Raw genomic sequence first — 14,355 nt, forward strand, 5'->3', positions numbered from 1 at the left:
GAACCATGTGTATTACCACCCTGGATTTTGATTGAGCTCTGGATAGATACTCACATCAGCCACTTTGAGCGGAAGCCAATAGTGTTTCTCCGTGAAATTCCTTTCTAGGATTACATTTTCTACCAGATTGACCACACGATTTTGAGAAGGATCATCTGTGTCCTCTACAGTAGGCATACCTGCTGCAGGGCGATCAAAAGAAAGTGCAGTTTTAAGCGTATAAGGCTCTTCGATCAACAGCAACCATCTGCGCAAGTCATTGAACCTGTGTCTCTCAAACGCCAATTCCACTGCTCGCTCTCGACGTACTTCTTCGAGAAAATCCTCCGCTGAACCCAAAAATTGTCCATCGACCTCTCCTACACCAGCACGATCACGAATCTTGTTGATAGCATCCACTGCAGTCAAACTAGCTCCAGGTGCCTGACCCGTAGCAGATCCATAACCCATCGTCGCTGCTTCGGCATACATGATGTAGATGTCTGCCAAACGCATGTAGGGTACATTGATGTTCAAGGCCTGACCGTAAGATTGTCCATTGTCAAAGTTATTGACCGTGATAGGAACAAACTTATAATTCAGGTACCCTGTACGACTCCCAGTCCTGGCATCTCGGTAATTACCCCCCGAGTACAAGTTGGCATAGCGAAGTTCCTCTTGGCCATTCGTAGAACCTTGTACCACCTGAACACCATCATAAATAATATCATGATAGAAACGTGGATCTCTGTCTCTCCAAGGGAACTGAGGGTCATACCCTGATGCTGCATCCATCTGGCTGACATCATCAGGCAGCGGCAAACCATTGGCCATCCCGTAAAAGTTGACATAGTTGGCTGTTGGCAAAAACTTGACATCACCACCAGCCAAAATCGCTGGGGTATACTGGGTAGCGGTACCATACGTAGAGTTGTGTGCATCGAGATATGGAGACCTAAAAATCGCCTCATCAGCTCCCGGATAGGCCCAATTTTGACCCGCAGTATAAAACAGAGAACTGTAGTCCTCAAAATTGACCAAGGAATATGGAGCTTCTCCACTCTCACTCAATTCGATCAATTCAGCAAAAGCTACAGCAGCACGTTGACAATAGTCTGCGTTATAAGTTCTACTGCCAGTCGATTCGAAATTCATCAATGGGCTACCCGCCCAAAGTAAATTTTTACCCAAATAACCTAGTGCCATGATCTTGTTAATACGCAAATCATTCTTTCCCGAAGTACTACTACCTGCTACTGTTTCATCCCAATGCACTGGAAGTAAATCAGCAGCCATTCTCAAATCAGCTGCCGCTTTTTCGGCACATTCTTGATAGCTCAAGCGTGGCAAACGAAGCTGCTCATCAGCTGGCAGCAATGCATCTACATAAGGAAGTCCACCAAAGTACTGGATCAACTGAAAATGAAACCACCCTCTAAAAAACAACAACTGCCCTTCGATTAGATCTCGCTCTTCCTGCGTCGCATCGGTCATCAAATCCATATTCGCCAATCCCAGATTAGCCTTACGAATTCCTATCCATGCTAGCGGCCAAAGTCCTTTGAACATTCTAGCATCATTATTATCTACGTTTTCATATGGCGTAAATGCTCCTGTTCTATCCATCCATCCAGCATTCCAGCCATCAAATTCAGACTGCCAGCCCCAGAAGTCACCGTTTTCTATTTTCGTTCCAAAATGGAAATTTTGTGCTGTAGATTGTATTTCATCATCTCCCCAATTGAAAGAATTCGTCCAATACCTGTTGGTAAAATTGGGCACACAATGATATAGTTCCTCTGTGAACCCCTGAAAATTGGTAAAATTCTTAAATGCAACTTCAGAAGATAAAACTGCTTCTGGAGTTCTTTCCAAATATTCCTCACAAGAAAACCCTGCAAGCAGGCCAACCATTAAGGCTGTATGCTTAAATAAGCTCTTTATATATTTTTTCATCAGAATCAAATTTTAGAATGTGAGATTAAGTCCTAGGTTGACCCGTTTGACAGTAGGATAAGCTCCTTGTGCTGCCCAACCATTACCGGCAAAGTTTGACTCACGGTCATCTGGCATTTTGGTCCATAACAATAGGTTGTTGCCATTGACATATACACGCATACTGCTGAGTCCTATTTTGTTGATCCAATCAGTACTGAATCGATATGCGATCTCAGCATTTTTCAAACGCAAATAAGAACCATCATACATGTAACGGCTACCCGTGTTGTAATTAGGTGTACTCAGCCATCTTGGCATAGGTTGATCAGCATTGGTATTGTCTTCAGACCAGTAGCTACCTTCCTCATATACCCTATTGAGCTGACCAGACAAACTGGTAAAGACCACCTGACGAGTTACATTCGTCACACCATAAAACTGTACAAATGCACTCAAGCCTTTCCACTCAAACCCTACGGTCGTACTGTAAGTATTCTGTGGAGTACCCGAAAACCCAAAAGGGGCTGCATCTTGTGCTGTGATAATTCCATCTGCATTGTAATCCAGTATGTTACGATTGCCTGGTATCTTCGCCTGATCATTGTTGTCATGTGGCGTACTCGCATACAGTTCATCCCAAGTATCATAGTAGTCTGCACTGATATGCGTACGTGCCTGCCCCAATTGGTATCCAGCCTGTTTTTGATACTCTGGCAACAACTCCGGATCATCACGATTAATGATTTCATCTTTGGCATGTGTCATATTCATGCTGGCCCACACTCTCAGGGAGTTTGTTATGTTTTTCTCAATATTGAGTACTACTTCATACCCCTGAGTTTGCATCTCACCGAGGTTAGCTACTGGTGGGGAAGCCCCAAAATAGAAAGGTACTGCACGACCATCACCTATCAGGATGTCCTCTCGTCTATCACGAAAAACATCCACACTACCACTGATCAGTCCTTTGAAGAAACCAAAATCCACACCCGCATTGTATTTGTAAACAGTTTCCCAACGTACAGAAGGGTTGCCTAACTCTGTCTGTCTGTACCATGTGTATGGGCTATACTCACCTGTTACACCTGCAGTTCCTAACTGAGACTCATACTGATAGTTCCAAGTATCTGCAAAAAGAAATCTACCCGCTACCTGATCATCACCTACTTCACCATAGGAAGCTCTGAGTTTTAATACGTCCAAAAATGGAATTCCCTTCATAAAATTCTCCTCAGACAACATCCAGTTGACCCCTCCTGATGAGAAAAAAGCAAAACGATAATCCACTCCAAACTTCTCAGATCCATTGTAGGCACCATTATACTCTATCGAATACTTCCCATCATAGTTGTAGGTCGCACGAAACACCCAATCTTCTCTATATCTTGGGATTTGGCTACCCAGCACATCCTCTTGTCTACTCATGAGTCCCATCAGACCGACATTGTGCTTCTCGGCGATAGTCTTGTCATAGTTCAATCTCAACTGATAATAAAGACGGCGCTGTGACTCCCAGTCGGCCACTGATCCTCCTGTAGGAGACCATGACGCTCCTTGATCATAAAAATCGAAACGGGTAGCTGCATCAAAGTTTTGTCCATAAAGGGTTTGACCTGTTTGAGGATTGATCCACTTCTCTTGGACAGCATTGTATTGATCATTTACCCCTCTGTCTATTTCGACAAATTGATTATCAACAGCCAGCGTACCTGTAAATTTCAGTCCCTTGAGTACAAAGTCTAAATCCTGCTCTAGGGAAAAATTGGTTGACATCTGTGCTCTTGTCGTATATTGTACACCAGACAAGGCCAAGATTCTTACCGAATTGAGTCCACCTTGCACATTTGGCTCATAAAATCCCCATGTCCCGTCCGAGTATCTAGGAATGAAAGCATCGGGCGCATTACCATAGGCAGCTATCCAAAATGGGTATTCATTTCCACCACCCCATGGGGTTTTTCTTACGCCATAGGTACCACTCAGGTTAGTAGAGAGTTTGGTCGTAGGCGTCAATTGAAAATCCAGGTTGCTACGGAAATTGAGTCTGTTGTAGCTATACCCTGGATCATAGCCACGGTTGTTGTTCGCATCTTTCATCAAATCACCTTCATTTTGGTAATCAATGCTCGCAAAGTATTTGGTAATTTCAGTACCCCCTCTGATACCTATGTTCGCATTGTAGGCCATGGCATAGTCTTTAAACAACTCATTCTGCCAGTCTACATTTGGATAGCGTTCAGCTTCGGCTGCATCTGCTGGATATCTATATTTGTCCACAGTAGATTGAGGTATCATAAAGTCCCAACTACCAGGATTGTTTGACAATTCGTTTTCGATGGCCTGGTTTCTTACCCTAATGGCACTATACGAATCCAATGTCCCCGGTAGTTTGGAAACGATTTTAGCGGTTGTATTTACCCTAGCCGTAATCTCCGCTTTTCCTTCTCTACCTCGTTTGGTCGTTACAATAACTACACCATTAGCCCCTCTAGAGCCAAAAACCGCTGTTGCAGAAGCATCTTTCAGTACAGAAATATTTTCGACAGAACCTACGTCCATCGTGTTGAAATATTCAGGTCTCTCTACCCCATCGACCAAAATCAGAGGTTGAGAACCATTCCAGCTACTAACTCCACGAATCACGATTTGAGGGTTTTCATCTCCTGGCATCCCTGTACTCGCAGTAGTGATCACACCAGGCAAGTTACCTGTCAAGGCGGTACTTACATTGGGCACGCCAGCAACTCGCTCCAGTACAGCGGCATCTGTCTGAGAAACAGCGCCAACTACGGTCTCTTTTTTCTGTTCGCCATACCCCACTATGACCACCTCTTCTAGAGAGGTGACATCTAGCTTCATGACAACATCAATCACAGCTTGGTCCCCTACTAGAGCTTCTTGAGCGATGTAGCCTATAAAACTAAAATATAATACAGACTCTTTTGAAGGTACATTGATTCGAAAATTCCCATCGATATCAGTGACCGTTCCTACTGTTGATCCTTTGATTACAACGTTTACTCCAGGCAAACCAGTACCGTCGTCTTCTGATCTTACAGTACCTGTCACGACCAAATCCTGCTCGTAAAAAGACTCTGTTACTTGTGCTTTGGTACCCGCGGCATCCTCTACATGAATCGTTTCATTGATTCTTCTAAAATTCAACTGAGCCTCCTTGGCTAAGTATCGTAGACACTCGCCTAGTGTAACTTGGGACATTTCTGACTTGACCGAACGACTCACAGCTAACTGTCGATCATAGTGAAAATTGAGCCCTGTTTGCTCACTGATGGTCGTAAAGGTCTCTTCCAAATTGCCTTCCTCCATCTGTATCGTCACGTATATATCCTCTATGCTCTTGATGGCCTTTCCGTCCCATGCATTTGCACTCGACATTAGTCCGCATAAAAGATATAAACCAATAAATATCGCCCTACATCGAAGAGGGATTACTAGTAATTTTGCTTTCATAAATTTACTTTCATTAGTTCATAATAGTTCATGTTTGATTGCTTCACGCCTAGGAATTATAGTCATACAACTCCCATCGGCTACCCTGTTGCTAACTCGTATTCTTCATTTAATAAATCGTTACTTTTTTATCCACTATTCTATATTTAAAATGATCAGGGTAGCTCAAAGCCTCCAATATATAGGCTAATGATTTCCCCCTAAACTTCCCGTGATACCGCCAATTAGAATTAATAGCTGCATCAGGTGCTACTTCTATAGTTACCCCATACCATCTTTCTAACCTAACGGTTAGACTAGTCAGAGATTCATGATTACATACCAACACACCTTCTTTCCAGGCGATCTGTTGATCAAAATCAAATGCCGATATTGTTGTTTTATGATTACTGTTGTCAAAAATGACCATGTGACCTGGTGTGAGTTTTAACTCACTATCAGTATTTTTCACATTGACAGCACCTTTCACCAGCGCAATTTTTGTTTCGGTATTATTAGAATAGGAATTGACATTGAATTGAGTACCTAAAACTGTGGTTTTTGTTTTATCCGCCACTACGACGAATGGAGATTTAGGATCATGAACTACATCGAAGAAAGCTTCGCCATCTAAAAACACCTGTCTTAAATTCTCCTGTCCAAAAACCTTCGAGTACTTTAAGGTAGAACCTGCATTTAATACAACCTTACTTCCATCAGGCAGTGCAAAGGTGAGTTTTTGACCATTCAGGGTTGACTTTTCTACTTGAACACCTTTATTGTCAGTCAATTGACGAGACGAGTCCATCCACACCACAGATGAGATAACAAAAGCCAATACAAACAACACAACCGTAGCTGCAATCAGATAAGTGCTGGACAGGTGACGACCAGACTTTTTAGGATTATTCAAACCATTCGGTCTTAGCGAATTCCATGCTTCTTCTACATCGTGATCAGTAACACGGTGAGTTTCAAAAGAGAGTTGAGAAAGCAGGTTTTCCATCTCCCACATTTTATCTGCTTTGTGCTTACCTGTGTTGTTTTTGCTATTTGTCTTCATATCATTCTTAAAATGACTTTTGCCAGCTCAAAGCATTCAACATTTTCAATCGAACTTCTTGAGTCTAATGATAAAAAGACCTGTTGCTACAAAACTGACCCCACTACACAAAAGAAATTAAGACGCTACCAATGACAATTTGTACTTTTCTGTCTCTTGTTGCTGCTTCAACTCTACTGCAAGACGAGCAGTTGCTTTGTAAACCAACTTATAAACTGCTCTGGTGGTAATTCCCATCACCGTGGCGATTTCTGCAAAACTTTGATCTCCATAAAACCTCAGGTATAGTGCTTCCTTTTGACGATGTGGTAAAAGATTCAGCAATTGAACAACTCTTGCAGCATCTTCTTGTTTAATCACCCCCTTCAGATACTGATTCTCTACAGAAACATCCAAAAGAAACTTATGATTGAGTCCTGAAATCTCAACCATTAAAGGTTTTCTCTTCGATTCTCTCAAAATCATCCTCCGAACCGACGCTAACAAATACCCACGTATATTGTTGTTAGCCCCTAACCTCTCACGAGACTCCCACAGCTTAGCAAAGAGCTGCTGAACACAGTCCTTTACTTCATCTTCTTCATTGTTAAATTTCAAGCCATAGTTTATCAAAATAGGATAATTTTCACGAAACATGAGTTCATACGCACTCTCGTCCCCCTTTTTGAAAGCTTCCCACATCTCAGAGTCATTGCTCAATTTTTTCTCGATCATAATCATGCTGCTTTAGTAAAGTAAATTTGTTGGCTCGTTTGTTTCTTTTGTAGACAAACGCCATCACAAAACCTCGCTATTACAAATGATGATTGGGATGTTGACAGAAAAGCATCGATTACCTTCTTCGATTGCTTACTTGAGAGATCACCTATTTCAACAGGTGAATTACCTTCAGGCTTAGAAATACCTGTAGAGAAGTGGAGTACTAATCGAGACGGTTTAGCTGCTATATTTTCCGATCCCGCAAATCGAATACCCGATAGAAATTTAGTCATATGCCTTCAAATCATTTGCAACTGACCTGAAGCACATTGAAAGCTATACTTCATAATACCTAGGTTCAGTGAAAATCAAAGGTATCTCCTACTGCTCCTGAGGCTTTTCCGATACGTTACATATGCTTTCTACTTAGTTACATCGTGCGCCATAATCCATGTATAAGTGAGTACTGGCATAGATTGGATTAAGTACGTCTTCTAGAAGTACAGCAAAAGCCTACTATAACTGATCGTTGCCTTCACTCCTATCGAGGGCAACGATCAACTCAAAACTACTCTGCAAAACCATCCTCGGTCATTCCAAAAGCACTCCTGTCCCTCACAAACGACCGCAACAATGACAAAACCGTATCTGGAAATAAGAAAAATCACACAACCGCAGCAGATAATGACAAAGCCGCTAAAGAAAATCATACCACCGCATAGACAGCCGAGTCTGTTCAATAAACTGTGTCTTTATATTTTTTTCTTTTCAAGAATCATTCTTAAATCTTGGGTCTAATCTCTAAAGCCTAGTAGCCATCATAGAACCGTCTCAGGTGAGTCCGCACTTGACTGTAGATTGGTTTGGTAAACTCCACAAAGAGATCCTGCGGTGGTGGAGGCATCAGCATCTTGGCATTGCAGATCGCAAGTTGGTCACGGCTCAGTGCGCGCTCATCGCCGTTGAAGCTACCCCATTCGTTGAACCACACGAACTCTCCTCCGAAATCCTCTTTCGTCAAAATTGTCCGTGCATATCCATCTTGGACTGACATACGCAGACGTCCAGCAGATAGCACTTCCATTTTGCGTATCGTTAGCTTGGCAGAGACGGTGTTGTACACCTTCTTGGTCGTACCATCATCCAGCTGTACCGTACCCACTACGACACTGTCTCGCTCGACTTTCTCGACACGCTCTAGTGTCCGCGTATCTCCTACCCTAAAGTCTACAAAATTCATCGTCAAGACCTGATGCGGCTTCTCTAATCTCACTCGACGCGCTTCGTTCGGTGTATAAAAGCGGATAAATTCATCGCTTTCGATCTCACGAAACACCTTCACCACCTGATCATAAAAGAAGTCGCCGCTGAGCTGATACGCCTGCGACTGCACGGGCTGCAACTGTACCAATACCGTCAGTATCGACAGATTGTAGGCTTCTTCTATTTTCTGTCTCACATCCTCGTATCCAGGCTGATATTTGTTTGCCATCTGAAAATAGGCATAGGCCTCTTTGGCACGCTGCCTACTCCCTGCACGTAACTCTTTCAATCCCGCCTCATACTGCTCTCCCGCAGCGGCTAGTTTCACATGCGCCAGTTGCTGATAATAACTCGTCGGGTTAGGGATCACCCGCAGTGCTCCTGGTGATCGCTTGATCTCATCATACATGTGGTTGAGCTTCTCCAGCGGATAAATCGATTCGGTATTCTGAAAATCTGGACTGACCGTTTTGGCGCGTGCAACCTGTGCCAGCAGCTCTTCTACAGCTAACGGATATGCGACCTTTAGCGCCTCTTTGGTCTTTTTGTGATCAGCATTTTTGCGTAGTTTATCAGCTGACTTGATCACTGCTTGATAGTAGTCTCCCTGTTCGTAGAGTTTTTTGGCTGATCCACATGCTGATACTAGCATTGTGATTATGAGGAAATACAGTAGTGTTTTACGTCTCGTTTTCATAGTCAATTTGTTAGTGAGGTCATGTCCAAAACGATAGCGGTCTCCTATCGGATCATCTCAGTCTCTAGAAATAACCTTGCCAAACCTAGCACCATTTTATACAATCAGCAAGGCAGTATTCTTCAGTTCCTGCCATGCCTGTCCATGGATCAAACGATCGATGGACTGACCAAAATCTCTTTCGTACTCCTGTCTCAGGGTAGCAAACGTAATTTTCTCTTTGGATGCCAAGGACATACGGTTCAAAAATGCATGAAGCCACTTGCCTTCCGTTTCTTCGGCGGTCACATCTATGCTATGTGATTTAAGCTCCACGGACAGTCTCGCTCTCACGGTAATCTTTCCTTTTTTTCTCTTCTCATAGAAACTCAAAACAGGAACAGCCGCCAGCCACACCACCCTAGATGAGTCACTGATATACGTCCCTGGGTTGTCCGCCAAAGCCTGCTCGATATAGTGTGCTGGGATACTGCTCCCCGGCACCTCAAAATCAAACCACTCCTGCAAGTCATAATCAAAGCAGATCCCATGCATGTAGTTGAAAAGTGACTTCTTCAATCCCTCGCTGTATTGGACATGATCAGCACCCGATGTATCGACATGCTGCAGATCATTGTTAGCAAATCCCTCGAACACGGGTCCTACGCGCTCCACCCCAAAGGACTCTGGCTCTAACCCCGCAGGAGCATGTGCCGTCATCGCAAACTGATGCCAAAAACCTGACTGAATCACACCATGCATAAACAGCTGACGCACCATCTCCAGCGAATCTATCGTCTCCTGATCGGTCTGCGTAGGAAAACCGTACATCAGATAGGCATGCACCATGATCCCCGACTGGGTAAAATTCTCTGCAACCTGAGCGACTTGCTCGACCGTCACCCCTTTCTTCATCTTCTCTAGCAGACGATCGGAGGCTACTTCTAATCCTCCTGATACAGCAATACAGCCAGAGGTCTTCAACAGACGACATAGGTCGGGTGTAAAACGGCTCTCAAAGCGAATGTTCGTCCACCAGGTCACGACCAACTTTCGGCGCAGTATCTCTAGTGCTAACTCCCGCATCAGTGCAGGAGGCGCAGCTTCGTCTACGAAGTGAAAGCCCGTTTCGCCAGTCTGCTCCATTTGTTCCTCCATTCGGTCACACAAAATCGAAGCACTGACAGGTTCATAGTTCTTGATATAATCTAGCGAGATATCGCAAAAGCTGCACTTTTTCCAATAGCATCCATGTGCCATAGTCAGCTTGTTCCACCGGCCATCACTCCAAAGACGATGCATCGGGTTCGCTACCTCTAGGACAGATAAGTACCGATCGATGGGCAGGTCACTATAGTCTGGCGTACCCGTCTGACCAAAAGACACATCACCTTGTTTGCTCCCGTTGTGATAGACGACTTTTCCCTCCACGAGAGAGAAAGTTCTTTTGAGGTCTTCCAATTTTCTATCCCCAAAGAGATGCCCCATCAGGTGATGAATCGGTCGTTCTCCATCATCTAATGTGATGAAATCAATAGCAGCAAACACACGCGGATCGGAGACCGACCGCAGCTCAGTATTGGGATACCCTCCGCCCATGACGACATGGACACCTGGGTGATTGGCCTTGATATATTGTCCACAGCGCAGTGCGCCGTACAGATTCCCTGGAAAGGGCACGGATAGACAGACCATATTGGGTCGAGCATGCTGAATTTTCTCCTCCAAAAGCGCCATCAATATTCCATCAATGAAAGAAGGCTCCTGAGACAAAGCCTCCGCCATCTCATCGAACGAAGAAGCCGACATCCCCAGTCGCTCCGCGTATCGACTAAACCCAAAGTGCGGATCCACAGCCTCTTTGATGAAATCCGCCAGATCCTCTAAGTACAAGGTTGCCAAATGCCGCGCTTTGTCCTGCACGCCCATGTTGCCAAAGGCCCATTCTAAGTCCGCCAACTGATCAAAACGGCTCGCCTCTGGTAGAAACTCACGCTCGGCTACCGAATAAGCCAGCGTGGGATTCTTGTGCTGTAGCATACGGATCACGGGGTGCACCGTGGCGATATACTCCTCGCGCAATTGATAAATCCGCATGGCATTGTCACTCACCTTATCCAATAGTCCCTCAGCCTCCACTGCGTCAAACATCGCTCTCAATCCTGCCTTAGAGAACAAACGCAGGATCACTTCGATCCCCAAGTCTACTTGATAAGACGCTACCTGTTGGGTATTGAGATATCCTTTGAGATAGCAGGTGCCAGGATAGGGCGTATTGAGCTGGGTAAAAGGAGGGGTAATAAGAAGCACCTTGGGATTTGACATCCGCAAATCTCCACTTGTTTGGGGATTAAATCAAAAAATGGTTAGGGAATGTTCCGCTAGCGGTCTAATGTGCTTATTTTCGCTACTTCTAGTGAATACAAAGCAACAATCATGAGCATACCAAACGCAAAAACAGTCAGTTTTTCGAAGACTACCATTACCGAATTGATGATTCCTTCTTATGCCAATTTTGGAGGGAAAATCCATGGAGGGATTCTCTTGTCTTTGATTGATAAAGTGGCCTATGCCTGCGCCAGCAAGCATGCCGCCAACTACTGTGTCACGGTATCGGTAGACAATGTGGACTTTCTAGAACCGGTAGAAGTAGGTGATCTGGTACACCTCAGAGCCTCTGTCGTCCATGTCGGTAACTCTTCCCTCGTAGTAGGCATCAGCGTCATTGCCGAAAACGTCAAAGAAGGCTCGGTCAAGAAGACCAACAACTCCTACGTCACCATGGTCGCCAAAGGTGACGATGACAAACCAACACAGGTCCCCGCTTTAATTCTAGAATCCCAAGAAGAAGTCCGGTTGTTTCTTGAAGCCATCAAGAGAAAGGAACTCAAGAAAGACTTCCGCAGCAAAATCAAAGAAGTATCCGCAGTGATCATGGATCAAGCACATGAGGAACTCCTCGAACATGAAAGATGTATCTTGGATTTGAAGAACTTTACTTTGTAAATCTTCAAAAAATCAACTTGATGATTATGTCTGACTCATCTGTCCATGTGTAAACCCAGATGATGCCATAAAACATCATATGCATAAAGTAAAGCTACCACCGCTTAGATCTCTCCTATCGTCGAGATGACAGAAGCGGTCTAATACACCTACTGGATTGTCTTGAGTATTGGTTCTTTAAATCACCCCTCCGTCTCTGGAAAGACGATCGTGCGGTTGCCCGTCACGATGATGCGGTGGTCTAGGTGGAACTTCACGGCCTTGGAGAGCACCTTTCGTTCGATCTCTGAGCCAATCTGCGTCAACCCTGCGGGCGAACTGGCATGAGAGACACGCTCTACATCCTGCTCGATGATGGGGCCCTCGTCTAGGTCATCTGTCGCGTAGTGAGCCGTCGCTCCGATCATCTTCACACCTCGTTCGTAGGCACGTTTATAGGGATTGGCACCTTGAAAAGCAGGCAAAAAGGCATGATGAATGTTGATGATTTTCTCTTTGAATGAATTGATAAAGTCAGAGGACAAGATGCGCATGAAACGCGCCATCACCACCAACTCTGTGTTGTGTGCCTTGAGCAGTTTTTTCATCTCTCCCTGTTGCATCACCCAGTTGTCTGCTGTGACAGGCAGATGATGAAAAGGAATATTGAATTGATCCGCCACGTACTTGACCGTCTCGTGGTTACTGATGATGAGGGGGATGTTGCAGTGCAGTTTGCCCTCGCTGTGTTTTTCCAGTAGGTCAAACAAACAGTGACTGGTCTTAGAAGCTAAAATCGCTACGTTAGCCTTGTCCACAGAGTAATACACCCTCCAGTCCAACTTCAAGGGCTCGGCGACCTGACGAAACTTCTCGGAGAGCTCTTCTCTGGACATCACTAGGTCTTTGGCATCCAGACTCACCCGCATGAAATACGCATCCTCGATGTTGTCCGTGAACTGCTGACAGGTTAGGATGTTGAATCCCTCGTCGTAAAAAAATGTAGTGACCTTGGCGATGATCCCTTTGCTATCCTCGCACTGGATCAGAAATGTAATTCTATTCTCAGACATTGATCTCTGTTAATGTCGGGTTTGTTGTTGCCTCGAAAATAATAGAAAATAATGAAGAAAGGCTTTTGAGACAAGATGTTTGATGGAAGAATGAATCGATATCCTGTCTCTCAGGATCATCATGAAGTCTCACTCCCTCTGCCTCCCTTCAAGAGGCCTAGGAAATGTCCGATACCGTATCGTAGAAACTCTACTCCGCATACTCCGCGCGATGCGGTCTCAAGTTGTCTCTCACGGTGATCATGTCGCTCTCATCGATGATCATGTAGGCCACTACATAGGCATCATTGACGACTTCTGTCCCTGCTTCGTGTAGCGTCATGTTCCACTTGGCTGCATATTCTTTGAGATGGATGGCGTGGTGCTCTGCCATCCCTTTGGCATCTCCCCCACGCATGTCCCAGATCATCTTTACTTTCTTCACTTAGTCTTTGAGTTTGTCTTTGAATACTTTTCTAAACTTCTCCACCTTGGGCTTGATCACGAAGTTGCAATAGGGCTGTGAACCGTTAAGGTTGTAATAGTTCTGGTGGTAGTCTTCTGCCACGTAGAACTTGTCAAAAGCCGTGATCTCTGTCACGATCGGGTCGTTGAACGCGCCAGAGGCGTTGAGTTCCTTCTTGTACTTCTCAGCCAATGCCTTTTGCTCGTCGCTGTGATAGAACACCACCGAACGATACTGCGTCCCGACATCATTGCCTTGGCGGTTGAGCGTCGTGGGGTCATGCGTCTTCCAAAACACCTCTAGCAACTCGTCGAACGAAATCACTGCTGGATCATAAGTGATCTGCAGCACCTCCGCATGGCCAGTCGTACCCGTACATACTTCTTTGTAAGTAGGGTCTAGCGTCTGTCCGCCAGAGTAGCCTGACTCCACTTTACTCACTCCCTTCAAATCCTGAAAAATAGCTTCTGTACACCAGAAACATCCATTCCCAAACGTTGCTACATCCATTTCTTTGGCTTCTAATTGTTTACTCGGCAAAATTGCACTGATAATTATTGATAAAAAAACTAATCCCTTCATGTCTTTACTTTTAAACCTTACTGATCCATAACCCTCCCACCGTACTTTTAATTCCCCAACCCGCGCGCAATACGACGATAGGTGCTTGGTCTCCTTCATCTGACCAGACGAACGGGAGCCGATCCTCTACATACGAAACAATGTCTCCAATAGATTTGATCTCTCCGATGATTTCACGACTGATTCAGAAAAAATACCGGTG

General features: G+C 44.8%; 10 protein-coding genes. 1 reads left to right on the plus strand and 9 read right to left on the minus strand.

What is annotated here, in order from left to right; genetic code table 11:
* Window positions 1-12 precede the first annotated feature (12 nt).
* The 6 genes from BUB99_RS02645 to BUB99_RS02675 all read right to left on the minus strand — a co-directional run bounded on the left by BUB99_RS02645 (window position 13) and on the right by BUB99_RS02675 (window position 11,393).
* On the minus strand, window positions 13-1,935 hold the full coding sequence (locus BUB99_RS02645; protein ID WP_073119192.1) for a RagB/SusD family nutrient uptake outer membrane protein: 1,923 nt from the start codon (window positions 1,933-1,935) through the stop codon (window positions 13-15).
* 12 nt (window positions 1,936-1,947) lie between these two features.
* Window positions 1,948-5,313 carry a SusC/RagA family TonB-linked outer membrane protein gene (locus BUB99_RS02650; protein WP_139280869.1) on the minus strand — a complete coding sequence of 1,122 codons (3,366 nt, stop codon included), beginning with the start codon at window positions 5,311-5,313 and terminating at the stop codon, window positions 1,948-1,950.
* 184 nt (window positions 5,314-5,497) lie between these two features.
* Window positions 5,498-6,430: a FecR family protein gene (locus BUB99_RS02655; protein WP_073119196.1), complete on the minus strand. Its 933-nt coding sequence runs from the start codon at window positions 6,428-6,430 to the stop codon at window positions 5,498-5,500.
* 117 nt (window positions 6,431-6,547) lie between these two features.
* On the minus strand, window positions 6,548-7,144 hold the full coding sequence (locus BUB99_RS02660) for an RNA polymerase sigma factor (RefSeq protein WP_073119197.1): 597 nt from the start codon (window positions 7,142-7,144) through the stop codon (window positions 6,548-6,550).
* 793 nt (window positions 7,145-7,937) lie between these two features.
* Window positions 7,938-9,089, minus strand: a complete 1,152-nt coding sequence (locus BUB99_RS02670) for a hypothetical protein (protein WP_073119201.1) — start codon at window positions 9,087-9,089, stop codon at window positions 7,938-7,940.
* Window positions 9,090-9,185: 96 nt separating this feature from the next.
* On the minus strand, window positions 9,186-11,393 hold the full coding sequence (locus tag BUB99_RS02675) for a B12-binding domain-containing radical SAM protein (RefSeq protein ID WP_073119203.1): 2,208 nt from the start codon (window positions 11,391-11,393) through the stop codon (window positions 9,186-9,188).
* A gap of 111 nt (window positions 11,394-11,504) precedes the next feature.
* Between BUB99_RS02675 and BUB99_RS02680 the strand changes: the two genes are divergently transcribed.
* The gene (locus tag BUB99_RS02680; RefSeq protein ID WP_073119205.1) at window positions 11,505-12,074 is read left to right on the plus strand and encodes an acyl-CoA thioesterase; all 570 of its coding nucleotides are present in this window, start codon (window positions 11,505-11,507) and stop codon (window positions 12,072-12,074) included.
* A gap of 182 nt (window positions 12,075-12,256) precedes the next feature.
* Here the strand turns inward: BUB99_RS02680 and purU are convergent, their stop codons facing one another.
* From purU to msrA, 3 genes are all read right to left on the minus strand, one after another.
* A complete protein-coding gene (gene purU / locus BUB99_RS02685; protein WP_073119206.1) occupies window positions 12,257-13,126 on the minus strand; it encodes a formyltetrahydrofolate deformylase in 870 nt (289 codons plus the stop codon).
* A gap of 190 nt (window positions 13,127-13,316) precedes the next feature.
* The gene (locus tag BUB99_RS02690) at window positions 13,317-13,550 is read right to left on the minus strand and encodes a hypothetical protein (protein ID WP_215976413.1); all 234 of its coding nucleotides are present in this window, start codon (window positions 13,548-13,550) and stop codon (window positions 13,317-13,319) included.
* Window positions 13,551-14,153 (minus strand): peptide-methionine (S)-S-oxide reductase MsrA, encoded by a 603-nt coding sequence (msrA, locus tag BUB99_RS02695; protein WP_245816782.1) that lies wholly within the window; start codon window positions 14,151-14,153, stop codon window positions 13,551-13,553.
* Between the last annotated feature and the right edge of the window lie 202 nt (window positions 14,154-14,355).

Origin of the sequence: Reichenbachiella agariperforans (genome assembly GCF_900142205.1) — a bacterium.
Lineage (GTDB): Bacteria > Bacteroidota > Bacteroidia > Cytophagales > Cyclobacteriaceae > Reichenbachiella > Reichenbachiella agariperforans.